The 22326-nt window shown below is 60.4% G+C and carries 21 protein-coding genes; 4 read left to right on the top strand and 17 right to left on the bottom strand.

Annotated features, from left to right (window positions below; all coding sequences use genetic code 11):
• Nucleotides 1-12 precede the first annotated feature (12 nt).
• The 8 genes from KUF59_RS17980 to KUF59_RS17945 all read right to left on the bottom strand — a co-directional run bounded on the left by KUF59_RS17980 (nt 13) and on the right by KUF59_RS17945 (nt 8224).
• Nucleotides 13-993: an aldo/keto reductase gene (locus tag KUF59_RS17980; protein WP_258769788.1), complete on the bottom strand. Its 981-nt coding sequence runs from the start codon at nt 991-993 to the stop codon at nt 13-15.
• A 39-nt stretch (nt 994-1032) separates the two neighbouring features.
• Entirely contained in the window at nt 1033-1788 is a 756-nt protein-coding gene (locus KUF59_RS17975) for an N-acyl homoserine lactonase family protein (protein ID WP_258769787.1), read from the bottom strand.
• A gap of 89 nt (nt 1789-1877) precedes the next feature.
• Entirely contained in the window at nt 1878-2360 is a 483-nt protein-coding gene (locus KUF59_RS17970; protein WP_258769786.1) for a hypothetical protein, read from the bottom strand.
• Complete coding sequence (locus KUF59_RS17965; RefSeq protein WP_258769785.1) at nt 2357-3406, bottom strand: aldo/keto reductase; 1050 nt, start codon at nt 3404-3406, stop codon at nt 2357-2359. The genes KUF59_RS17970 and KUF59_RS17965 overlap by 4 nt, the downstream gene beginning before the upstream one ends.
• A gap of 28 nt (nt 3407-3434) precedes the next feature.
• Nucleotides 3435-4499: an aldo/keto reductase gene (locus KUF59_RS17960; protein WP_258769784.1), complete on the bottom strand. Its 1065-nt coding sequence runs from the start codon at nt 4497-4499 to the stop codon at nt 3435-3437.
• A 65-nt stretch (nt 4500-4564) separates the two neighbouring features.
• Complete coding sequence (locus KUF59_RS17955; protein WP_258769783.1) at nt 4565-5551, bottom strand: substrate-binding domain-containing protein; 987 nt, start codon at nt 5549-5551, stop codon at nt 4565-4567.
• Between the two features lie 92 nt (nt 5552-5643).
• Nucleotides 5644-6627: an ABC transporter permease gene (locus KUF59_RS17950; protein WP_212363485.1), complete on the bottom strand. Its 984-nt coding sequence runs from the start codon at nt 6625-6627 to the stop codon at nt 5644-5646.
• Nucleotides 6628-6685: 58 nt separating this feature from the next.
• Complete coding sequence (locus KUF59_RS17945; protein WP_258769782.1) at nt 6686-8224, bottom strand: sugar ABC transporter ATP-binding protein; 1539 nt, start codon at nt 8222-8224, stop codon at nt 6686-6688.
• Between the two features lie 176 nt (nt 8225-8400).
• Between KUF59_RS17945 and KUF59_RS17940 the strand changes: the two genes are divergently transcribed.
• The 3 genes from KUF59_RS17940 to KUF59_RS17930 all read left to right on the top strand — a co-directional run bounded on the left by KUF59_RS17940 (nt 8401) and on the right by KUF59_RS17930 (nt 10349).
• On the top strand, nt 8401-9111 hold the full coding sequence (locus KUF59_RS17940; RefSeq protein ID WP_258769780.1) for a FadR/GntR family transcriptional regulator: 711 nt from the start codon (nt 8401-8403) through the stop codon (nt 9109-9111).
• 132 nt (nt 9112-9243) lie between these two features.
• On the top strand, nt 9244-9618 hold the full coding sequence (locus tag KUF59_RS17935; RefSeq protein WP_258769779.1) for a CidA/LrgA family protein: 375 nt from the start codon (nt 9244-9246) through the stop codon (nt 9616-9618).
• A gap of 8 nt (nt 9619-9626) precedes the next feature.
• Complete coding sequence (locus KUF59_RS17930) at nt 9627-10349, top strand: LrgB family protein (RefSeq protein ID WP_258769778.1); 723 nt, start codon at nt 9627-9629, stop codon at nt 10347-10349.
• 232 nt (nt 10350-10581) lie between these two features.
• On the opposite strand, the gene KUF59_RS17925 is transcribed toward KUF59_RS17930, so the two are convergent.
• The 4 genes from KUF59_RS17925 to KUF59_RS17910 all read right to left on the bottom strand — a co-directional run bounded on the left by KUF59_RS17925 (nt 10582) and on the right by KUF59_RS17910 (nt 15152).
• Nucleotides 10582-11022: an SRPBCC family protein gene (locus KUF59_RS17925; protein ID WP_258769777.1), complete on the bottom strand. Its 441-nt coding sequence runs from the start codon at nt 11020-11022 to the stop codon at nt 10582-10584.
• 154 nt (nt 11023-11176) lie between these two features.
• A complete protein-coding gene (locus KUF59_RS17920) occupies nt 11177-12322 on the bottom strand; it encodes an FIST signal transduction protein (protein ID WP_258769776.1) in 1146 nt (381 codons plus the stop codon).
• A gap of 47 nt (nt 12323-12369) precedes the next feature.
• A complete protein-coding gene (locus tag KUF59_RS17915) occupies nt 12370-13926 on the bottom strand; it encodes a 4-hydroxyphenylacetate 3-hydroxylase family protein (RefSeq protein ID WP_258769775.1) in 1557 nt (518 codons plus the stop codon).
• A 5-nt stretch (nt 13927-13931) separates the two neighbouring features.
• A complete protein-coding gene (locus KUF59_RS17910; RefSeq protein WP_404514250.1) occupies nt 13932-15152 on the bottom strand; it encodes an ABC transporter substrate-binding protein in 1221 nt (406 codons plus the stop codon).
• 286 nt (nt 15153-15438) lie between these two features.
• On the opposite strand from KUF59_RS17910, the gene KUF59_RS17905 reads away from it, so the two are divergent.
• Nucleotides 15439-16377, top strand: a complete 939-nt coding sequence (locus KUF59_RS17905) for a winged helix-turn-helix transcriptional regulator (RefSeq protein ID WP_258769774.1) — start codon at nt 15439-15441, stop codon at nt 16375-16377.
• A 15-nt stretch (nt 16378-16392) separates the two neighbouring features.
• Here the strand turns inward: KUF59_RS17905 and KUF59_RS17900 are convergent, their stop codons facing one another.
• Genes KUF59_RS17900 through KUF59_RS17880 form a run of 5 tightly spaced genes read right to left on the bottom strand, consistent with a single transcriptional unit; the run spans nt 16393 to nt 22323 of the window.
• Nucleotides 16393-17934 (bottom strand): class I adenylate-forming enzyme family protein, encoded by a 1542-nt coding sequence (locus KUF59_RS17900; RefSeq protein WP_258769773.1) that lies wholly within the window; start codon nt 17932-17934, stop codon nt 16393-16395.
• Between the two features lie 11 nt (nt 17935-17945).
• Nucleotides 17946-18695: an SDR family NAD(P)-dependent oxidoreductase gene (locus KUF59_RS17895; RefSeq protein WP_258769772.1), complete on the bottom strand. Its 750-nt coding sequence runs from the start codon at nt 18693-18695 to the stop codon at nt 17946-17948.
• Nucleotides 18688-21090 carry a xanthine dehydrogenase family protein molybdopterin-binding subunit gene (locus KUF59_RS17890; protein WP_258769771.1) on the bottom strand — a complete coding sequence of 801 codons (2403 nt, stop codon included), beginning with the start codon at nt 21088-21090 and terminating at the stop codon, nt 18688-18690. Before KUF59_RS17890 ends, KUF59_RS17895 begins: the two co-directional genes overlap by 8 nt.
• Nucleotides 21083-21844: an N-acyl homoserine lactonase family protein gene (locus KUF59_RS17885; RefSeq protein ID WP_258769769.1), complete on the bottom strand. Its 762-nt coding sequence runs from the start codon at nt 21842-21844 to the stop codon at nt 21083-21085. Before KUF59_RS17885 ends, KUF59_RS17890 begins: the two co-directional genes overlap by 8 nt.
• Nucleotides 21841-22323 carry a (2Fe-2S)-binding protein gene (locus KUF59_RS17880; RefSeq protein WP_258769767.1) on the bottom strand — a complete coding sequence of 161 codons (483 nt, stop codon included), beginning with the start codon at nt 22321-22323 and terminating at the stop codon, nt 21841-21843. The genes KUF59_RS17885 and KUF59_RS17880 overlap by 4 nt, the downstream gene beginning before the upstream one ends.
• Nucleotides 22324-22326 lie beyond the last annotated feature (3 nt).

Below are 22326 nucleotides of genomic sequence, written 5' to 3'. Positions count from 1 at the left end.
CCGAGCTACACTCTATTTCAATCCAACCACGGTATGAGGCACGTAGCGTTCTTCCAGTCTGCCTATTTCATCGGATGTAAGCTTCAGGCCGAGCGCTGCAATTGCATCGTCAAGGTGCTGCGTTTTAGTCGCACCAACAATTGGTGCCGTCACTCCAGCCTTCGCAGCGACCCATGCCAACGCCACATGCGCTGGCGCCACCCGTCGTTCCGTCGCAATATCCGTAACTGCGTCGACGATGCTGCGGTCAGCGGCTTCGGCATGGCCGTAGAACTGTGCCGTTACGTTATCAGTATCGGAGCGAGAGCTTCTCTCAGTCCAGGGCCGGGTGAGCCGGCCCCGGGCAAGCGGACTGAACGCAATCACACCGACGCCTTCGTCCCGACAGAGCGGAAGCATTTCTCGCTCCTCTTCTCTATAAAGAAGATTCAAATGACACTGCATGGAGACGAAACGCGCCCACGAATTCGCGTCAGATCGGTACAAAGCCTTGGCGAATTGCCACGCATAGACATTGCTCGCGCCGATGTAGCGTACCTTCCCGCTTCGTACGAGGTCGTTCAAGGCTTCAAGAGTCTCATCGATTGGCGTGTCGTTGTCCCAGAAATGGATCTGGTATAGATCGATATAGTCAGTGCCGAGCCTCCGGAGACTGGCTTCCGCTTCGGCAAGAATTGCCTTTCGCGAAAGGCCGATCCCGTTTGGTCCCGGGCGCATGCGGCCGTAGACCTTAGTAGCGATCACGATTTCGTCTCGCGGGACCATTTCCTTGAGAATCTTGCCGACGATCTCCTCGCTCGTACCGTCCGAGTACGCGTTAGCCGTATCAAAGCAATTGATCCCGGAATCGAGAGCCTTCCGTATGAATGGCCGACTATCGCCCTCGCCTAGGGTCCAGGGATGATTCCCTCTCTCCCCGACTCCGTAACTCATACAGCCAAGTACAATTTCCGAAATCTTGAGGCCCGAACGGCCCAAACGTATGTAATCCATGAGCGATACCCTTGCTGCTTCGCCAGCCCCTGAGCTGTTTCAAAGTGTCGCGATGTCAACGATCCTCAGTCCCCGATCACTCACCCGAGATGGGAAATGATCCTTGAGCTTTTCCTCGTGGACGGGGACGAGCCTCAGCATGTCGCCGCCGACGCTGGCGAGCATCTCTTCCGCCGCGAGAATGAGGTTTGTCTGACTTCCCGTAGCCAGTCCTGGTGGCACGAAGCAGGGATCATCCCGATCACCTCCATGCAGGTTTTCGTAGGTGTAGACAACGTCTCCAGTAAGGACCCATCGGTCCTCTAAGCTTCCGCCGTTGCGAACCGCCACGTACTGCGAACCTGCTGTGTGGGTGTCAAAGGCGGGAAGAAGATCGACATTCGGCAGGACGTCGTGCGACGCACCGTCCAGCACGACCAGCCGATTCTTCAGCCCGAGATTCACGAGCTTCAAGATATCGGCAGGATTGATGCCGCCGAGGAGGGATCGAAAACGACGTCCCTTGGACATCGCCCAGACCCAGCTCTCGATCTCGCGCTTCTGGATGTAGAACTTGGCGTTCGGGAAGTAGTCCAGCCCACCCATGTGGTCGAAATGAGCGTGTGTAAGGAACACATGCTGCACATCCTCGGGACGAATGCCGACGGCTCCCAAGACCTCCGAAGGTGGGGTCCAGCCGGTGACGCCGATGGAATTGGCGATCTCGCCTCCGAAGTCCGACTGATCGTAACCGGTGTCAACCAAAGCGACCGTGTCGCTGCTGCGCAGGAGCACATAAGCAAACGGCAGGTTCATGCTTCCGCTGTTGTGACGGCCGTACAACACCCCACTTGTCGGATGTTGGGGGCTCGCTGCGTATTCAAGCACAGTGATGGCATATCTCGTCATTTGGAGGCTCCAATCAGGAGGTCAGCACCAAGCTTAAGTTGGCCGCAGCACTGCCGCAGGTCGATTAAGCCGCCGCAAGCGATCGGACTCGCAAGACGCAGATGGTCCCACGCCCCTGACAGCAAGCTCACTTCGGACGAGCGCTGATGTGGCGCCAGGGGTGCCGCCCGCGGCGGCAGCAGCAGATGCGCCGCCTGCTTCACATGATGATGCTCGTGCTGCCGCTGCACCGGTACCCGAACCGCTGCAAGAATCTCGTACACATGATCCGAATCGCCGGCGTCAGGCTTGCTTTCATCCTCCAGACGCGACGCCCCAATGAAGTTCGCGAGAAGACGAACAGAGCGGTCAGTCACAACATCGCGCAGATAGTGGACGACCGGCCCGATGACGACATCGTATTCGGCGACTGCTGAACCCGGTGCAATCCCCTCGAAGGGATCGTCGGCACGGAACTGTGCGCTTAGAAATCCGCTCACGAGGATCGCCCGTCTTCCGGAACCGGAGCATTCGATGGGATTAGATCAAAATTTTTCAAGTCCTGCCAGAGAGCAGCGGGTATCCGCGCCGAGACAGCGTGGACGTTCTGGGTAACCTCGCTTGTGGACTTCGCGCCCTGAACAACGGTGGCGACGGCGGGATGCGCTTGCACGAACTGGGTCGCGACGGTGGGCAAATCAACACCGTGTCGTTCGCAAACTTTCTCGATTGAACGGACGCGCTCCAGGATGGCGCTCGGGACCTGCTGGTAGTCATAGGTCGAGGCTGCCGCCTTCGATCCAGCGGCTAAGATGCCCGAATTGTAGATGCCACCCGCAATTACCGAGACATTTCGGGAATGAAGCTCATCAAAATGCCCATCGAGTGGTGCATGGTTGAGCAGCGTGTATCGACCTGCGATCAACGCGCAATCAATTGGGAATTCGCGCGCTACTCCGACGACGGAGTCGGTCTCATTTACTCCGAGGCCTACCGCACCAATTGCACCCGAACTCTTCAGCTCGTCGAGGGCACGGTATCCGCTCTCTCGAAGCTGATTCCAATAAAATTCTGCTTGATCGCCATGCCATGCGCGCCCGACGTCGTGGACTAAAAGGACGTCGATGTAGTCGAGGCCCAACCGCTGTTGGCTGTCTTCGAACGAGCGCATCACGCCGTTATACGTATAGTCGTAGGTGTCCCTAAACGGGTATGGATCAACCCATTCGATGCCGTAAACTGTGTTGAGCTTCGGTGTTCGGCTGGCTGGCTTGAGTACGCGGCCGCACTTCGTGCTCACGACGATCTGATCGCGGATGCCGAGATCGCGGAGAGCGCGGCCGAGGAAATGCTCCGACTTTCCGAGACCGTACATCGGCGCGCAATCAAAGTAGCGGACCCCGAGATCGAAGGCTACCTTAACGACAGCTTCGAATTCGGAATAGGGCACTCCGACATTGAACCCTGAAAGAGGCACTGTCCCGAGCCCCGCGGATGTGACGGACACTTTAGTGCGGCCTAGAGTTCGTTTTTCGAGCGGAATCATCGCTCTTCTCCTTGCTTGTCGTGGAAATTTAGCCGGACAGGGCCAGGGAGCCCTGATCCGGGAGCGGGGCTTCTTTGGGAATCAGACCTTCGCTCTTGAGGTCCATCCAGAACGCCTGAGGAATTGGCGCCGATATCGAGGCGACGTTCTGCTCCACATGTGCCGTTGTGAGCGCGCCTTGAACCACCGATGTCACGGCCGGATGCGCATAGACGAACTGGGAAGCCGCATTGGCGAGCGCGACGTTGTGACGTTCGCAGACAGCTTCCAGCGCCTTCACGCGCTGTACGATCGCTTCGGACGCCGTCTGGTAGTCATAGGTCCGCGTCAAGGCGTTACCCCGACTGCCCTCCGCCAGGATCCCCGAATTGTAGACCCCGCCCGCGATGATGCCGATGCTACGACGTTGGGCCTCGGGAAAGAAGTCAGTCAGTGGCGCATGATTGAGGAGCGTGTACCGCCCTGCCACAAGCGAGCAGTCGAGATCGAATTCGGCTGCCACTTCAAGCACCGAAGCCGTCTCGTTAACACCGAGACCGATCGCCTTGACCGCTCCTGAGCGACGGAGTTCGTCGCACGCGCGGTATCCGCTCTCGCGGAGTTGCGACAGATAAAGTGGATACTTCTCCTGGTGCCAGACTCCGCTCACATCGTGCAGGAAGAGAATGTCGATGCGGTCGAGACCGAGGCGCTGCTGGCTGTCCTCGAAGGACCGCATGATGCCATCGTAACTGTAATCGTATTCGTCGACGAAGGACAGCGGATCGACCCAATTGATCCCGTAGAGACTTTCCGCGCGCTTCGAACGGCTTGCCGGCTTCAACAGCCGGCCCGCCTTGGTGCTTACTACGACCTCCGAACGAAGACCGTGAACACGAAGGACATGGCCGAGGAAATGCTCCGACTTTCCGAGACCATAGAGCGGAGCAACATCGAAATAGCGTACGCCCTGCTCGTAGGCCTTCAGGATCACCGCCTCGAAGGTCTCGAAGCTAACCGGAACACCGCACCCGCCCAAAGGTGATGTTCCCAGCCCAAGCGAAGTCAAATTCAGACGCCCGTTCGGAAGCGCCCTCTTCTGCAGAGCCACCATATCCAGATATCCCTGTTTAAGCATCAGTGCGCACGCGGCTGTTCACCGCGTGCGCACGATTGGACTCACATGTATTTTGCGACGTTCGAGGAATCCAAGAGAAGCCAGGGAACGACGTAGTCCTTCTGCGCCCCGCCTTTCCACTCCATCAGAGACTCCCAGATTTCGGACCGGGGTTTGTAGCTGTCTCCCTTGACGGCACGTAAGGCGAGATCGACCGCGCCCTGCCCCTCAGCACGGGCGTACTTGTAGAGCGTTATGGTCATTTCGCCTTTCTGAACGGCACGCTTTCCATCCGGAATGCCATCGATCGCAAGCACCGGAACGGACTTGAAGTCGACCTTTGCGCTCTTCATGGCCTCGATCGCGCCCAGCGCCATCTCGTCATTTTCGGCGAGTACGGCATTGATCTGCCCCGGATGCGCGAGCAACCAATTCTCCATGAGCGACTGCCCCTCGGCACGGCTCCAGTTGCCCGACTTGCTGGCAATCAACTTGAGCTTCGGGAACTTGGCCAAGCCGGCATCGATGCCAGCCTTGCGCTCGATCTGCGCCGACTGACCGATCGGACCTTCCATCAGCACCACGTTCCCACCATTCGGAAGCAGCTTGCCGAGTTGCTCCCCGATGATACGCCCTCCTTCAGTGTCGTTGACGATGATCGACGCGGTGTAGTTCTTCGACGCTGTTTTCAGAGCCGACACGATCACCGGAATGCGAGCGGCAATGGCTTTGTCGATCGCGGGGGCCGACGCCTGAAGATCGAACGGCGACATAATGATGGCATCGAACTTTTGAGTAATGGCCGTATCGATCTGGTTCGCTTGGACGAGAGGATCGTACTTGCCGTCAAAGATCGTGACTGCGACAGAACCGTCCTTAACTGCCGGATGGCTCTGAATCTCGCTGGACCAGGCCTTCATGTATTCGCCGGATTCTCCGAACGATAAGGCGGCGATCCGTGTCTTGCTTTGAGCAAAGGCCGTACTGGTCGAAAGAATGATTGCAGCAGCGGCAAAACCCGCCATCGTCGATCTACGCGTAAACTTCATTGTCTCCTCCGATTGATATAGTCAGTCACCTAGTCCGCCCATTGCTGGGCGTTACAGCCGTTTCCCATCGTCTGTAATGGTTTTCGCAGGGGTCACTTGCGAAATTGGTCAAGCATCACGGCGACGACAATGATCGCGCCCTTGAGAAGCTGCTGGTAGTAGGAAGACACGCCCATCAGATCCATGCCGTTGTTGATGGTTCCAATGATGAGTGCGCCGAACAACGTCCCGACCAGCGAACCGCGCCCTCCTGCGAGGCTAGTCCCGCCGATCACCACGGCCGCAATCGCGTCGAGTTCGTAACCGATGCCCGCCTGTGGAAGTGCGGCGGTAGTGCGAGACGTCAGCACCAGACCGGCGAGTCCGGCAAGAAGTCCGGAGATCACGTAGGTGGATGCAATGACGGTCCGAGTCGAGATGCCGCTCGTCTTGGCCGCTTTGTCGTTCCCTCCTACGGCGTAAACGTAGCGTCCGAAGGTGGTGTAAGAGAGCACCACCCAGCCGGTCGCGAACACAAGAAAGAGGATCAAGACTGGTACGGGGACGCCCGCCACGCTGCCGCCGCCGATCCAACGAAACGACTCGGAGAGATTCGGAACAGGGCGCCCATCAGAGAAGATGAGGGTCAAGCCGCGAGCCATGCTCAGCATTCCGAGCGTGGCGACGAAAGGCGGGACATTGAAGGTCGTCACGATGACGCCGTTCAGCAAGCCCAACAGCGCGCCCGTCCCGAGTCCCGCCAGAACCGCCCAAAGCACGAAGTGCTGGTTGGTCGAAGTCACGAGGCTGGCAGCGATCATGCCCGCGAGGGCCATCACTGAGCCGACGGAAAGGTCAATGCCCCTTGTCAGAATGACGAACGTCACTCCGATCGCCAAAACGCCGTTGATCGAGGATTGCCGCAGCAGGTTCACCCAGTTCAGCCATGTCATGAAGTACTCGTTGGCCACGGCGAAGAACGCCGAAATCACCACGAACACGATGACGATGCTGAACGACTTCAGGTATGGTCCTATAGCAGCGATACTTTTGGATCGGGCACCCGTCGCGACGTTGCTTATTACGTTGGCCACCATATCCACTCCTTGCTTCGACCGCATGCGCACGCGAATTCTTGAAAAACCTTCGATCCGCTCAACTGGCGAGATCTGTCAGCATTTGCTGGGTTGTCTCGTGCCCGTCGACGACGTGATCGAGTCGTCCCTGCCGGAACACCGCAATTCGATCGCTGATTTGGAGTATCTCCGGCGCTTCGGATGAGACGACGAGCACCCCATTGCCCTTCGCCGCGAACTCGCGGAGAAAAGCGTAGATCTCCTGCTTTGAGCCCTCGTCGATTCCACGTGTTGGCTCGTCGCATATCAGCAAACGCGGATTGGTCAGGAGACAGCGTGCGAAAACCACCTTCTGCTGGTTTCCGCCGCTAAGCGTCTCTACAGCAACGTTTGGAGATGCCGCCTTGATCCGATGTAACTTCATCATCCGATCGGTCGCAGCCGCCTCCGCTTTGCGGCGGACAAATCCGCTGACGGCGCGAAGCGTTAGCGATGACAAGGCAATGTTGTGTGCGATAGACGCGCAAAGAACGAGGCCGGTATCCTTCCGATCCTCGGAAACCATAGCCATGCCTTGTCGGATGCACTTCTTGGGATTACCCGGATCCACCCTTTTCCCATCGAGGAAGACGTCGCCAGCGGTCGGCGCGTGGATGCCGAATATCGTTTCCAAGAATTCGGTCCGACCCGAGCCAAGCAAACCGTAGATGCCCAGGACTTCTCCTGCAGCGACGGTCACAGAGATGTTCTTGAAGTGAGATCCGCGCGACAAGGAGCGCACTTCGAGCAGGATTGGCGCGCCTTCGTTGGGCCTTCCCTTTTCGACCGTCTTGATCTCGTGCCCGACGATCTGTGTAACGAGGTGATTGCGATCGATCGAGGAGATTGCTCCGCTTTCGATGAACCGACCGTCGCGGAAAACCGTGTATTCGTCCGCGATCTCGAAAATCTCGGTCAATTTGTGCGAGACGTAGATGATCGCGGATCCGCGTGCTTTTATCCGCTTCAGCGCATTGAAGAGGATATGCACCTCGTGCTCGCCGATGGCCGAGGTGGGCTCGTCCATAATGACGATGTCCGCACGGTGGCTAAGTGCCTTCGCTATCTCGACGAGTTGGATCTGGGCCAGGCTCAAGTCCCGCATGCGGGCGCCGACGGGAACATCGAACTCAAGGTCATCCAGAAGCCGTTTTGCGGCCCGCCGCATCTTCGGGAAGTCCACCACAAGGCCGCCGATCTTCGGCTCTCTTCCCAAGTAGATGTTCTCGGCCACGGTCATCTCGGGAACCGGAGACAATTCCTGAGTGATGATGGTCACGCCATGCCGCAAAGCATCCGCGGCACTCCTGAAATCGACAGCCACCCCGTCGATGCGAATGCTGCCTTCGTCGCGGTGCAACAAGCCCATCACGATGTTCAGGAAGGTCGACTTTCCGGCGCCGTTACCGCCGCAGAGCGCGTGGACGGTTCCGCGCTTGAGGACAAGCCGACCGTCGCGAAGGGCTGGGACGCCGTTGAAAGACTTCGCGATACCGTCCGCTACCAGCAGAGGCTGGTCGTGCAGCCCAATGGCAGCGTCATCGCGGACTTCCGGCTCTGGCCCGGACAACGAAAGCATTGATTTCCTCCAGCGGACGTCTTGGCGTCTGCGCGGAGATATGAGGTCATACCTTATACCTGTTGTCAACAGAGATCATACCTCCTACCTTGTGGATGTTCGTTGGTTTGATCTGGTCGCGCGGCGGCTTATGTGATCGCAATGCGACGGCGGAAAATGAGAGCTGCGAGCGACCGATGGAGCAGATGGAGAACAAGAAGCTACCCACGCGTGTCGAAGTCGCGCTGAATTACATCACCGGTGAAATTGCCAAGGGCAATTTGAATCCAGGTGACAAGCTACCCAACGAGAAGGAGCTTGCAGAAAAGCTCGGCATCAGCCGCACTCCGATCCGCGAGGCGATGAAGACCCTTGCGGTCTCAGGACTGATCGAGACGCGGCATGGGCACGGCAACTACATCCGCAAGGACGAAGGCACTGCCGTGATGCCGCTGATGATGTTCCAACTCTATCTCCAGGATTCTTCACCTGAAATGCTGATGGAGCTCCGGTACATTTTCGATCGAAACTGCGCAGAGCTGGCTTCGATCAGACGCACCGATCGTGACCTGGCAATCATGCGAGAAAGCATCGACCGCCTGAAGGTTCTCTCCGAGGATCCTAACTCGCCAATCGAGAAGCTGCTCGAGGCCGACCTGGACTTTCATCGCGCGGTCTATGCGGCAGCCGGCAACAAGCTCATCGTTGTGATCGCCGACTTCGTTCTGAACATGGTCGCCCCTTGGGTCCGCAAATCGCTGGAGGTCAGTGGCCGCTATCGCGCCGTTGGCCTGCATGAGAAGATGTACGCAATGATCCGCGATCAAAAGACAGGTTTGCTCAGCCGAGAAAGCGTCGAGGCGAACATGGAGCACTTCATGTCTTCTCTGAAGATTCCGGCAGCGTAGCTTCCAGCCGCGTCAGGTTGCGCTTCGGCCACTTGCGCTCGGCTCGGTAAGAGCGCCCTCTAACGATTTGTCGCTCCGCAAGGCGACCGCGCAGACTCCGTCGCGGCGTCTGTCACGCAACGGACATTTCTCATGATCGCGAGCCTGAGCTTGATTCTGCTCTGCCAGCTGGCCGGCGAAGCGATCGTGCGCGGCCTTAACCTACCGATGCCAGGACCGGTGCTCGGCCTGACATTCTTGCTGCTTCTTCTCTTGACGCGTGATCGCTACGCTACGCTCCGCCGAGGCCCTTTGCACAACGATGCCATCGAGAGCACAGGCCGCGGCCTGCTCGCACATCTGTCACTGTTATTCATTCCTGCCGGCGTCGGCGTGGTGCAAAAGCTCGACCTGGTTGTCGAACATGGGGGCGGAATCCTGCTGACGCTGGCTGCGTCGGTGGTCGTCACTTTGCTGGTGACAGTCGCCACATTCCTCGCGGTCAGCCGTCTGCTCGCGAAAAACTAGGCAAAGCGATGCACGAAAACTCATTCTCTCTCTGGGTTTATCTCTCGCAGTCGCCTCTCCTCTGGCTGACCATAACGCTCTCTGTCTATGCGATCGCAGATTCCGTCTCGCTTGCGACGCATCGCCATCCGCTCGCAAATCCGGTCCTGCACTCAATCTGGATCATCGGCGCATTTCTGATAATGACAGGTACCTCTTACACCACGTACTTTTCCGGCGCGCAGTTTGTGCACTTCCTGCTCGGGCCGGCTACGGTGGCACTCGCGGTACCACTCTATGACAACCGCAAACGGGTCATAGCGGCGATCGTGCCGATGCTGATCTCACTGGTCGCCGGCTCTATCACGGCCATCGTCTCCGTCGTTCTGTTCGCCCGCGCCTTTGATCTGCCACAAGCAGTGATTCTCTCGTTGGCGCCGAAATCGGTCACTGCCGGCGTCGCCATGGGTATCAGCGAGTCGCTGCATGGCGACGCATCTCTCACAGCGGTTTCAGTCGTTCTCACCGGCATAATGGGCGCCATGATTGTCACTCCGCTTATGAATCGGATAACCGTCACTGATTTTCGCGCTCGCGGCTTCGCGGTCGGCATCGCTGCGCACGGCATCGGCACAGCACGCGCGTTTCAAGTCGACGAAGTGGCCGGCGTTTTTTCTGGCATTGCCATGGGCCTGAATGCGCTTGTAACGTCGTTGTTGGTGCCGCTCGCGGTAACATTGCTGCTGCACTGATGTACCGATGCCGTCGCGTATCGACGTGCCGCTTGAAGCGTCGAAGGCGGCAGGAGAACTGATACGGTCTCGATGGATAGACGTTGGCGTCCTCGCCGCTTGCGCCTTACGCAGTGCCGCTGGCGCGGAGGCATGCTTTGTCGCCATCCAAGATTCCCCTACGCAGAGAACATTCGGGTGGCAAGCTATCGTATACTACGTTCCTCAGGCGAATTGGACGAGCGGTCGTCAACTAAAGTGATCGCGCGAAATTGGCAAAGAACTCATCGGCCAGTTTCTTGGCCGTTCCGTTAATCAGCCGCTGACCAAGCTGCGCCAGCTTGCCGCCGATCTGCGCCTCGACGCGGTAGCTCAGCAGCGTCCCGCCGTCCTCTTCGGCCAAGTGAATCCTGGCTCCGCCTTTTGCAAAACCGGCGATGCCGCCCTCACCTTCTCCCAAAATATTGTAGCCGTTCGGCGGATCGCGATCGGTCAGAGTAACCTTGCCTTTGAAACGCGCGGAGACGGGCCCCACCTTCATCTTCGCAACGGCGCGAAACCCTTGACCGTCTATCTGCTCCAGCTCCTCGCAGCCGGGAATACAGGCTTTCAGAACGACGGGGTCGTTCAGTTTGGCCCAAACGACCTCCCTCGGCGCGGCAAGCTGGATTTCACCCGTCATTGTCATAGCCATTGTCGTCTCCGAAAGCTCGAGCTGAACCAGCCTGCGCGCCCTAATCGCGAACGGGCGCGAATACGCTGGCCGTATAGGTGGAAGGGTCGTTCTCAATCTCCGCACGCGATGTGGACGAAAGACCAGCAGAGCACAGGGTCGTTGTGAGACACGACTAGAGTTCTCGCATGCCGATCGCGACACCGGTCAGCGTTCGGTTCAAGTGTCTCGCGCCATACAATTGGCCATAGGTGTTGCACCCGAACACACGATGGCTGCGGTACAGATCGCATATGTCCAGATCGCGTTGGTGCTGCTCTGCGCTGATACGCCGGTAAATGCATTCGAACCCGATATAGAGAGAGACCTCGCCGATCTCCCTCCGGATTTGCGCGAAAAGTTCCCGGGTGGGAGACACAGGGTCACTCGGTATGGCCGCGGTCAATACGACACCTTGGTCAATAGCGCAGGCAAAATGGAGTGCTCCGGCGGCGTCGACCCGCCGTACCGACCTTGCATAGCACCCGTCACCGACTCGCACGACGAGAGGATGGGAGGCAAGCGCAGCCAGATCCAGATCGCGGCTTGCGATACCGGAAGTGCGCAAATACTCAATCGCCGCCGGCTCGGCGTTCAATTCCTGAACAATACGCCGGCCAGGATCAGCCTTCGTAACTACCATTTTCGCGGTGCCCGGCCGGCAATTGTCGCTGGAGAAGGTACGAAACGGTAACGATGTTTTGACGACGAGGAGAACTGCGGCATCCGAGTGGGCGCGGCCGCCAAAAAATACCCAACTGCGCTCGAAACGTCGATCGTCTCCAGCTGATCCGCCGACAATCGGGATATGACCAAGCCAGACGTGAATGGCCGACAGTACGATTTCCTCGCGCTGGCACATACCGTCGATGAGCACGAGTCCGAAGCAGCGCTCGTCATCGCCATCCGTGCCCAGCGATAACAGGCGATGGTCTCCACCTAAGCTATGACCGTCCTCGATATCAACATCCGAGAGTCCCAGGAGGGGATGAGCGGTTACCTCGAAGTCGGTAGCACAAAAGGCTAGTGCGACCACACTGTTCTCGTCCCATCCGTCGAGCGCAATCTCGCCAGCGGTGGTGCAACCGAAAACCGGTGTGCCGACAAAATGAGACGCCATCGCAGCGGTGAACCGATGCGGATCGTAGTAGGGAGAAAGAAATACGACCACCATCGCCAAACCGCTGACAGGGAGCAGACGCGCTAATTCCTCCGCCGCGCCTGCGGATGTGGGTGCCTTCGTCTTGACCGCCAGAACACCAGATGGGCGTCGACCGAGCATCGAAGTAACAACCGGTTGCAGTACGCTTTGGATCGATTTTTGCAGGCTTAGTTGTGAACAGGCGCGAATACTCTGGCCATGTAGGTCGAAAGATCGCTCTCGATCTCCGCCCGCGATGTCGACGAAATGCCAGCCAGCGCCTTGGCCAATTCCTTCTTGAATTCGATCTGCATCGACCGCGCGATCTGGATCCGTTGCGCCTGCGGCGAACCCGCCCCATGCATGGATTCCGTCAGATATCCAACCGCGTTCCTGCCCAGCGTCATGTTCTCGACCAGGCGCAGAACACGAATCCTGTCCTCCGTCGCGACTTCCGGCCGGCCTTTCAAATACTTTTCAATCAAAGGACCGATCGTCTCGTGGCGCAGCTCGCGTTCCGACGGCAAGGTCACCATCAGCCCGCCCGCGAGATCCTGCGCCAGCCGGCCGATCTCGTAGGGCAAGCGCGTGACGTGGTGCTTGCAGACGTTCGCAAGCATCTCGTCCGGCAGGTACGCGCCCGATTCCATCGCGATCCCCTGATGGCTCGCGGCGATGCCTGCCCCGTAGATGGTTTCGTTGAGATGGGTCATCTCGACCAGCTTGTCGCGGATATGGGAGGCGCGCTCGACACCGTTGTAGTCCGCAATGGTCGCCGCCGCGCCGATCAAGACGTCGCCGACGCCGGTTTTGCAGACGTAGCTGCGGCGATGATAGCAGGTAAAGCGTTCGACCAGCGCGGACGCGAATTCCACCTCGCCGTCCATGAAGACGTGCTCGATCGGGATGAACACATTCTCGAAGACGATCATAGCCTCCTGGCCGGCGAACCGCGCATTGCCCGCGTCGATGTTGCCCTGTTCGGCGCTGCGCGCATCGCAGGATTGCCGGCCATAGATGTAGGTGATGCCCGCGGCATCCACCGGAAGCGCGCCGACGATGGCGTAGTCCTTGTCGTCCAGGTCCAGTCTCATCGTCGGCATGATGATGAGCCAATGCGAGTTCAGGCAACCGGTCTGATGCGCCTTGGCCCCGCTGATATAGACCCCTTGCGGAGTGCGCCGCGTGACATGCACGAAGAGATCGGGATCTGCTTGCTGCGACGGCGATTTGCCACGATCGCCCTTCACATCGGTCATCGCGCCGCCGATCACGAGGTTCGAGCGTTGAACGCGAGCGAGAAAGTCCTTGAAGCGGTCGTGGTAGCCTGTGCCGTACTTCCGATCCAGATCATGAGTCACGGAGTGCAGCGCGTTCAACGCGTCCATGCCGACGCAGCGCTGAAAGCAGGTGCCCGTCAACTGTCCGAGCCTGCGCTGCATCTTGTTTTGCATGACCAGGTCCGCGGGGCTGGTCGCGATGTGCAGGAAGCGGTTGATGCGCTCGCCGGTCAGTGGCGACGTCGCCGAGGCCAACTCGGGATTGTCATTGGCGAGATCGTAAGTCTCCGCGACCGCATTGATCGAGGGCCGGATGATCGGGTGATCGACCGGCTCAGTGACCGCTTCGCCCATCAGATAGACCTTAAGCTTCCGGCCCCTCAGGCTTGCGACATAATCGGCGCCGCTGCGGATCGGCTCCCGAGCAAGAGTGGCGAGACCATCGACAGCGGCGTCCTGATCCATCGAGGTCACCCCTTCTTGACCAGCGGGCAGAGGCTGTCCTTGAGTGGGCGGAACGCCTGCTCGCCCGGGATCACTTCGCGCAGCTTGTAGAAATCCCATTCGCCCTTGGATTCCGACGGCTGCTTCACCTCGTACACATACATGTCGTGCACCATACGCCCATCCTCGCGGATGCGGCCGTTCTTGGCGAAGAAGTCGTTGATCGGCATCTCGCGCATCTTGCTCATCACGGCCTTGGCTTCGTCGGTCCCGGCGGCGTCGATCGCCTTGAGATAATGCATGGTCGACGAATAGTCGCCGGCGTCGCCCATATGCGGCATCCGCTTCATGCGTTCGTGGAAGCGCTTCGACCATGCGCGCGTCTCGTCGTCGCGATCCCAATAGAAGGCGTTGGTCAGCACGAGCCCCTGCGCCGTCCGAAGGCCGAGGCTCTTGATATCGGTGATCCATACCAGCAGTCCGGCAAGCGTCTGGCCTCCCTTCGTGATCCCGAACTCCTGCGCCGACTTGATCGAATTGACGAGGACATTGCCTGAACCCGCCAGGCCGATGACCTGGGCTTTTGACGACTGCGCCTGGAGCAGGAATGAGGATTGGTCGAACGCCTCGATCGGATATCGGGTCGATCCAACCACCTCACCGCCCAGGCTCTTCACGACCGCAGTGGTGTCGCCCTCCAGCGCATGTCCAAAGGCATAGTCCGCCGTCAGGAAGTACCAGCTCTTTTGACCTGCCTTCATCAGCGCGCTGCCGGTGCCGCGAGCCAGTGCGTAGGTGTCGTAGGCATAGTGAACGCTGTTGGGCGTGCAGGCATCATTGGTGAGGCGCGATGAACCGGAGCCGTTGATGATGGCGATCCTGTTCTTCTGCTGTGCAAGCTGGGAGACGGTGAGCGCGATCGAGGAATTGATCAAATTGGCGACCATGTCGACATGATCGACGTCGAACCATTTGCGCGCGAGCCCCGAGGCCGTGTCCGGCTTGTTCTGGTGGTCGGCCACCAGCACCTCAATCGGCTTGCCCAGCACCTTGCCGCCGAAATCCTCAACCGCCATTTTCACTGCTGTCACGGACCCCTCACCGGATTCGTGAGAGAACTGGCCGGACATGTCGGTCAGCACGCCGATCTTCACGGCATCGTCGGAAACCGCAGCAGTCTGTGCGGCGACGTTGCTTGCGAAGGCGACTGCCGCTGCGATCAAGATTATCTGCACTCCAGCCTTCATCACGCTCCTCCCTTGAAAATCAGGCGCGGCGCGATCCGCGCCATTACATGCATAACTAGACTTTTGTTACATGCGTAACTAGACTGATTTTTCGTGGGAGTCAATCGCGCCGATGTGTTAAACGGGCCGGGCTTGTGAAGCGGCCCTTGAATGGTGACTGCGAATACGGATTGCCCGAGACATGCCAGCCGCCGCCAAGGCCCCGTCCACGAAACCTTCCGCCCGACCGACGGCGAAGCCGGCCAAGAGTCAGGCCGGCGTTATCAGGCGCGAACGAAACTGTTCTGTGGCGCGCACGCTGGATATCGTGTCCGACGCCTGGGCTTTCCTGATCATCCGCGAGGCGTTCTTCGGGACGCAGACGTTCGAGGCATTCCGCGCAGCACTCGGCATTCCCAGGGCGACACTGACCGATCGTCTGAGGAAACTCACGCAGCTCGCGATCTTCCGTCAGGTCGCGCCCGGAACGTCGCTGCGCAAGGAATATCGTCTGACCAAGATGGGCTTCGATCTCTATCCGAGCTTCATCGCGTTGATGCAGTTCGGCGATCACTGGCTCGCAGGCGGCAAGCCCGCACCACTGACGCTGGTCCACATCGGCTGCGGTTGCGACAGCCACCCGATCGTCGCGTGCTCGCATTGTGGTGAAAGCGTCAGCGCGCGCGATGCCAAATACCGCGACGGACCGGGCGCCGGGCGCCACCCCGCCAAGGCCGGCCGCAACACACGGAGAGCCTCCGACGGCAACCGCTTCCAGCTTGGCCGCCCAAGCTCTGTGTCGCGCGCGCTCGAGATCATCGGCGACAAATGGAGCTTCATGGTCGTGCGCGAGGGCTTCTTCGGCAATCGGCGCTACGACAAGATCCTCACCGAACTCGAGATCGCGCCGAATATCCTGACCGACCGGCTCAACCGTCTCGTCGCCAGCGGTGTGTTGCGCCGCCGGCAATACCAGAGCTCGCCCGATCGCTATGAGTATCTCCTCACCGACATGGGGCGCGACCTCTACGGGCCGTTCATCACGATGCTGCAGTGGGGCGATCGTTGGCTCTCCAAAGGCAAGCCGCCACTGCTGCTCACCCACGTTACCTGCGGGCATGATTTCCATGCGTCGGTGAACTGCGACCGCTGCAAGCAGCCGATTGTCGCCGCCGACATGCGCTACAGGTTGACCTACGATCCCAAGGCGTTTGGCGCCCTGGGACCGCGTTCCGTCGATTCATAGCCCTGCACGCCTGCCCTAAGCGCGGCTCAATGCCTCGACCAGCTTGAAGCGCATGATCTTCCCCGAGCCCGTGCGTGGAATCTCCGAGACGAGATGGGTCGCTTCGGGGATCTTGTAGGATGAGAGATGGGCCCTGCAGTGGTCCATCAGCGACGTGACATCCAGCTCGTTGGCCTTGGCCACGACAAAGAGGCACGGCACTTCGCCGAGCGTGGCGTGCCTAATGCCGACAACGGCACAATCGGTCACCTGCGGATGTCGGACCACGACCTCCTCGATCTCGGCCGGCGCGATGTTCTGGCCGCCACGGATGATCAGTTCCTTGATCCGGCCGGTGATCGTCAGATAGCCGCTGGCGTCCGACTTCGCGAGATCGCCGGTATGGTACCAGCCCTTTCGCAGGGCAGACGCCGTCTCCGCAGGCTTGTTGTGATAGCCGTGCATCAGGTTCGGCCCGCGCACAATCAGCTCGCCTTCCTCGCCGATCGGGACATCCTCAAGCGAGGATGGATCGACGATGCGCACGGCAAGGCCCGGCACCGGCAGTCCGCACGATCCCATAGGGCGCGCGCCATGCAGCCAGTTCATCGTGACCATCGTGGACGTCTCGGTGATGCCGTATCCGTCCAGCAGCCGTGTCCTGAACTGCTTCTCGAAGGCGTTGTTCAGGGTCGCCGGCATGATGGCGCCTGCGGAGATGCACAGCCGGACCGAGCCGAGGCGTTCGATCCCAGCCTCCTGCGCACGATGTAGGAGATAGTGGAACATCGTCGGCACGCCCGGCAGGATCGAATATTTTCCTGTCTGCAACAGATCGAGCGCCTGCTGCGGTGAAAACTTCTCCATGATGTGCTCGCTCGCGCCGGCCGCGAGCACGCTGAGCACCGACAGATTGAGACCGTAGGAGTGAAACAGCGGCAACGGTGACAGAACGACGTCCTTGTCGGTCAGTTCGCCGATCGGCGCCCAGCATGCCGCGGCGATCCACAGCATGCCGCGCAACGACAGCAGCACACCTTTCGCCCGGCCCGTCGTGCCGGACGTGTAGATGATGAAGGACGAGCGGTCGATGTCGTCGGGATCGAGCGGTTTCGCGGCGCTCTCTGTTGCAAGATCCGACAGCGCTCTGCCGGCCTGCGCCGCATCGACACCGGCAAAGATCACCGTCGGCGCAATCCCGGCATCACCGCAGATCTTCGCGATCAGCTCCTTCCTCGCCGCAGCCGTGATGACGAGGCTGCAACCGGCATCGGTCAGGCGATAGCTGATCTCCCCTTCCGCCGCATCGAAGCTGATGGGAACCACGACCGCACCGGCACGCAGCGCCGCGAAGCAGGCTTCGATCCAGTCGACGCCGTTGGGCAGATAGATCGCAACCTTGTCGCCCTCCCGCAGACCGGCCTTCGCCAGGTTCGCCGCGATCGAGGCGGTACGCGTCGCAAGCTCCGCGTAGGTGACGGATCGCGACGAGTCCCAGTACGCGACCTTGTCGGGCCGCTGCTTCGCATGACGATCGAGGAGCGTTGCGATCGGTGCGATCAGATCAACGTGCAGCATCGTCGTATCTCCTAGACCATACTGTAGCCGCCGTTGACGCTGATCACCTGCCCCGTGATCCAGCTGCCCGCATCGGACGCCAGCAGGGCGACCAACGGTGCAACGTCGGACGGCAGGCCCAGCCGGCGGATGGCGTAGGCTTTGACCAGCTTGTCGCGATTGGCATCCACCCAGGTCTTGTCGTGGGCGGTTTCGATGAGGCCCAGCGAGATCGAATTCGCGGTCACGCCGGAGCGCCCCCATTCGCGGGCCAGCGACTTCATCAACGCGATCGTGCCGGCGCGCGCGGCCGCACCGAGTGCGAGGCCGGACTCGCCGACCCTCGATGAGTCCCCCATGATGGAGATGATGCGGCCGCGGCCGGACGCTTCAAGCAGCGGCCCGGCACTGTGCGAGCAATTCAGCGCACCGTACAGGCAGGTGTCGATCTGCCTCTTCCAGTCCTCGGGCGTGCTTTCGCTGAAACGCTTGCGAAACACCAGCCCGGCGTTGTTGACGAGGATGTCGAGCCCGCCGAAATCGTTCTTGATGCCGGCAACCATTTTCCTAACGACGTCGGCGTCCGAGATATCGGCCTGATAAGCCCTGGCCTTGCCGCCGGCCTTCTCGATCTCGGCGACCACCGCTTCGGCCTCGGACTTCGAGCTGTGATAGTTGACCGCAACGCTGGCGCCGTGTTCCGCCAAGAGCTTGGCGATCGCCGCGCCTACGTCTCGTCCGCCGCCGGTCACGAGCGCGACACGTCCTTTGAGATCACTCATCTGCTTTTCCTCTCGCGTTGAATCTGGCCTGCTCCATGAGCCTGAAGATGCGCTCCGGAGTCATCGGAAGAATGGACACGTCGATGCCGAGCGGCGACAACGCGTCGGCGATCGCATTGGCAATGGCGGCCGGCGCGCCGATCGTGCCGCCCTCGCCCATGCCGCGGAATCCACCGGCCACCGCCGATTCGCTTTCGATGTGGACGACATCCATGGCCGGCACTTCGGGCGCGGACGGGATCACATAGTCGACGAGGCTCGCGCTCAGAAGCTGACCGTCATCGTCATAGACGAGCTCCTCGAACAGCGCCGCACCGATACCTTGCGCGACGCCGCCATGGACCTGGCCGTCGACGATCATCGGATTGATGATCCTCCCGCAATCCTCCGCGACGACGTATTTCAGTATCTTGACGAAGCAAGTCGCAGGATCGACTTCGACCACGGCGATATGAGTGGCCGCCGCGGTCGTCCCATTGATCGGGTCGTAGGTGTACGTCGCCGTCAGCTCCTCGCGCGCCTCGACCGGCAGCGTCTTCATGTCGGAATAAACTGCCTTGGCGACCTGCTTGAAGGTCACCACGCGGTCGGTGCCGATGACCGCGGCCTTGCCGTCCGAAACCTCGATGTCGTCCTGGTTGGCCTCCAGCAGATGAGACGCAACCCGCTTGATCTTGTCCTGGAGGATGCGCGAGGCATGCTTGGCAGCACCGCCGCCGAGCACCGCGCTACGGCTCGCATAGGTCCCGGTCGACATCGGAACCTCGTCGCTGTCGCCCTGAATGACGCGGATGTCGTCGAAGCGGGCGCCGAGATCATCGGCCACGATTTGCGCCAGCGTCGTCTCGAGCCCTTGTCCGTGAGAGGCGACACCAAAGGCCGCCGTGATAGCACCGGTCGAATCGATGGTGATCTTCGCCGTTTCCGAGCCGGTGTTGATCGGCATGCCCGGTGCGACGGCGATCCGCGATCCGATGCCGGTCAGCTCCGCGTAGGAGGCGATCCCGATGCCGAACAGACGTCCCCGCTTGCGCGCATCCGCTTGCTGGAGGCGAAGCTGTTGGTAACCAGCAGCCTCAGCAGCGGCCTCGAGGCATTCGACGAAACCTGTCTTGTCCCAGATGATTCCGGATGCGATCCGGTACGGGAATTCCTCGGCCCGGACCAGGTTGCGGCGCCTGATTTCGAGAGGATCAAGACCGAGCGCCCTGGCGCCAAGGTCCATCAGGCGCTCGGCGACGAAGGTCGAGATCGGCCGGCCGACGCCGCGGTAGGGACCGGTCGGTGGCTTGCAGGTGGCGACGCCGCGGACGGCGCCGCGATACGACGCGATCTTGTAGGGACCCGGAAGGAAGCTGACGACTTGCACCGGCTCCAGCCCGCAGGTCCAGGGATAGATCGAATAGGCCCCGACGTCGCCGATCACGTCCGCCTGCAGCGAGGTCGCGATGCCGTTGGCGTCAAAACCCATCTCGGCATCGACGATTTCCGCGAAGGCCTGGCTCGAGCTGCTCACATCTTCCAGACGATCGGCCGTCCACTTCAGCGAGCGGCCGAGCTTGCGCGCCGCGATGCAGATCAGGAGCTCTTCGGGATAGAGCGACCCCTTCGATCCAAAGCTACCACCGACATCGGGCGCCACCACCCGCAACCGATGACCTGGAAGATCAAGCGATTCCGAAATCGCGTCGCGGACGATGCCCGGAATGTTCGACGACGTATAGAGCGTGATGGCATCTCGCCGCTTCTCGTACTCGGCCGTATAGCTCCGCGGCTCCATCGCAAGCGGTGCCTTGCGGGTCATCTCAAACCGACCGCCTACCCTGACCGCGGCCGCCTTGAGATCGGCAGCCACGTCGCCTTTCCTGAACTCGCGCGCGATCAGGACGTTTGTTCCGGCCTCGTCGTGCAGAAGTGCCGCGCCATCGGCAACGGCGAGTTCCGCGCGCGAGAGCGCCCCAAGCGGCTCGTAGTCGACCTCGATCAACTCGAGCGCATCCTCCGCCAGATATCGCGAGGTGGCTATCACGGCAGCCACGGCCTCGCCGACATAGCGGACCTTGCCGGAAGCCAGCGGCACGATCGGCGTCGCGTAGTAGTTCGGCATCCGCGAGACCGGGATCACCGGCTTGAAGTCGCCGGCGATGCTCTCCGCGGTGAGCACCGCGACCACACCGGACATCGCCTGCGCAGCAGCGGTATCGATCCGGGAGATCAGCGCATGCGGCTGCCCGCTGCGAAGGAACGCGATGTGCAGCGGCCGATCCGGCTTCCGGTCGGCCGAATACTCGCCGCGGCCGGTCAAGAGCCGCGGGTCTTCAGTACGCTTGATCGGCGCGCCGACGTTGCGCGGCCGCAAGACGTCCGATGAATGAGGGCGCGTTTCGCTATTCATAGCCTTCGCTTCCCTTACGCAGGCCCCGCCACTGCTGGTCGTCATGGCCACAGATCACCGCAGCACCGGCGTTCTCGATCCGCCGCACCTCTGCGAACGTCTTCAGCTGTTCCTCGACGTTCCAGGTATTGCGAGGCGCGGTATCGGTATCGAGGTTTTGCCGCAGGCTGACGGCGTCCGACGCGAGCAGAAACTGACCATCGCGATCGAGGCTGACCAGCGCACCGACCAAGCCCGGCGTATGGCCTGGCAAGGGCACCAGGACGACGCTGGAATCTCCGAAGATGTCCTTCTCGCCGTGCAAGGGCTCGATCGGCTGGCCGTAGTCCCAATCCGCACGGAGATAGCCCACGGCTTCCGCACCCTGCGCCTTCGCGGCCTCGATTTCCTTGGCGTGGGCAAGGATCGTCGCCTTGCGGAAGAACTGATTGCAGCCGCAATGGTCGGGATGAAAATGGGAATTGACGACGACGTCGATATCGTCCGGCTCCAGCCCGACACAGGCAAGGCTCGGCAGCAGGGTCTCGCTTGCGCTCATCAAAGGCTTCATGACCTTGGCGAGCGATCCCCAACGCTCCTCAGGGTGATCGACCACCGAAGGGTGACAGCCGGTGTCGAACAGGATGTTGCCCTGCTTGTGCCGGATCAAGGCGCTACTGACAGGAAGATCGATCATCTCGCTGCGATCGGCGCCGGCCACATAGATGCTCTTCTTCATGCGAAGGCGCCCGGCGGGGAGGAAATTGAGCTTCACGTCACGGCCTCCGCGCGCTTGGCCGCCGCAGCCCGGATTGCAGCGACAATGTTCTGGTATCCGGTGCAGCGGCAGAGATTGCCGGACAGCCCTTCCCTGATCTCGTCGTCGGTCGCGAGCGGATATTTCCGGAGCAGGTCTTCGCCCGTCATCAGCATGCCGGGCGTGCAGAAGCCGCACTGCAGCCCGTGATGCTCGCGAAACTGGGCCTGCAGGACGTTGAGCGCCTCCGGCGTCCCGAGGCCTTCCACGGTCGTGATCTCGGCGCCGTTGGCTTGAACGGCGAGCATCAGGCAGGAGCGGACGCTATCGCCGTTGACGAGCACCGTGCACGCGCCGCAAACGCCATGCTCGCATCCGACATGAGTGCCTGTCAGTCCGAGCGTATCGCGCAGGAAGTCTGACAACAGGAGCCGCGGCTCGACATCCTGTACGTCGTACGTCGTGCCGTTGACGGTCACCGATACTGTCGTACTCATCGC

Source organism: Bradyrhizobium arachidis (assembly GCF_024758505.1).
Classification (GTDB): Bacteria; Pseudomonadota; Alphaproteobacteria; order Rhizobiales; family Xanthobacteraceae; genus Bradyrhizobium; species Bradyrhizobium manausense_C.
Note: the sequence above shows the minus strand (reverse complement) of the source record. Positions and strands in the feature narration are given on the sequence as shown.

What these genes read in the sequence shown, in the direction of transcription:
- KUF59_RS17980 (WP_258769788.1), bottom strand. Translation starts at nt 993, where the DNA reads ATGGATTACATACGTTTGGGCCGTTCGGGCCTCAAGATTTCGGAAATT.
- KUF59_RS17975 (WP_258769787.1), bottom strand. Translation starts at nt 1,788, where the DNA reads ATGAACCTGCCGTTTGCTTATGTGCTCCTGCGCAGCAGCGACACGGTC.
- KUF59_RS17965 (WP_258769785.1), bottom strand. Translation starts at nt 3,406, where the DNA reads ATGATTCCGCTCGAAAAACGAACTCTAGGCCGCACTAAAGTGTCCGTC.
- KUF59_RS17960 (WP_258769784.1), bottom strand. Translation starts at nt 4,499, where the DNA reads ATGGTGGCTCTGCAGAAGAGGGCGCTTCCGAACGGGCGTCTGAATTTG.
- KUF59_RS17955 (WP_258769783.1), bottom strand. Translation starts at nt 5,551, where the DNA reads ATGAAGTTTACGCGTAGATCGACGATGGCGGGTTTTGCCGCTGCTGCA.
- KUF59_RS17950 (WP_212363485.1), bottom strand. Translation starts at nt 6,627, where the DNA reads ATGGTGGCCAACGTAATAAGCAACGTCGCGACGGGTGCCCGATCCAAA.
- KUF59_RS17945 (WP_258769782.1), bottom strand. Translation starts at nt 8,224, where the DNA reads ATGCTTTCGTTGTCCGGGCCAGAGCCGGAAGTCCGCGATGACGCTGCC.
- KUF59_RS17940 (WP_258769780.1), top strand. Translation starts at nt 8,401, where the DNA reads ATGGAGCAGATGGAGAACAAGAAGCTACCCACGCGTGTCGAAGTCGCG.
- KUF59_RS17935 (WP_258769779.1), top strand. Translation starts at nt 9,244, where the DNA reads ATGATCGCGAGCCTGAGCTTGATTCTGCTCTGCCAGCTGGCCGGCGAA.
- KUF59_RS17930 (WP_258769778.1), top strand. Translation starts at nt 9,627, where the DNA reads ATGCACGAAAACTCATTCTCTCTCTGGGTTTATCTCTCGCAGTCGCCT.
- KUF59_RS17925 (WP_258769777.1), bottom strand. Translation starts at nt 11,022, where the DNA reads ATGGCTATGACAATGACGGGTGAAATCCAGCTTGCCGCGCCGAGGGAG.
- KUF59_RS17920 (WP_258769776.1), bottom strand. Translation starts at nt 12,322, where the DNA reads ATGCTCGGTCGACGCCCATCTGGTGTTCTGGCGGTCAAGACGAAGGCA.
- KUF59_RS17915 (WP_258769775.1), bottom strand. Translation starts at nt 13,926, where the DNA reads ATGGATCAGGACGCCGCTGTCGATGGTCTCGCCACTCTTGCTCGGGAG.
- KUF59_RS17910 (WP_404514250.1), bottom strand. Translation starts at nt 15,152, where the DNA reads ATGAAGGCTGGAGTGCAGATAATCTTGATCGCAGCGGCAGTCGCCTTC.
- KUF59_RS17900 (WP_258769773.1), bottom strand. Translation starts at nt 17,934, where the DNA reads ATGCTGCACGTTGATCTGATCGCACCGATCGCAACGCTCCTCGATCGT.
- KUF59_RS17895 (WP_258769772.1), bottom strand. Translation starts at nt 18,695, where the DNA reads ATGAGTGATCTCAAAGGACGTGTCGCGCTCGTGACCGGCGGCGGACGA.
- KUF59_RS17890 (WP_258769771.1), bottom strand. Translation starts at nt 21,090, where the DNA reads ATGAATAGCGAAACGCGCCCTCATTCATCGGACGTCTTGCGGCCGCGC.
- KUF59_RS17880 (WP_258769767.1), bottom strand. Translation starts at nt 22,323, where the DNA reads ATGAGTACGACAGTATCGGTGACCGTCAACGGCACGACGTACGACGTA.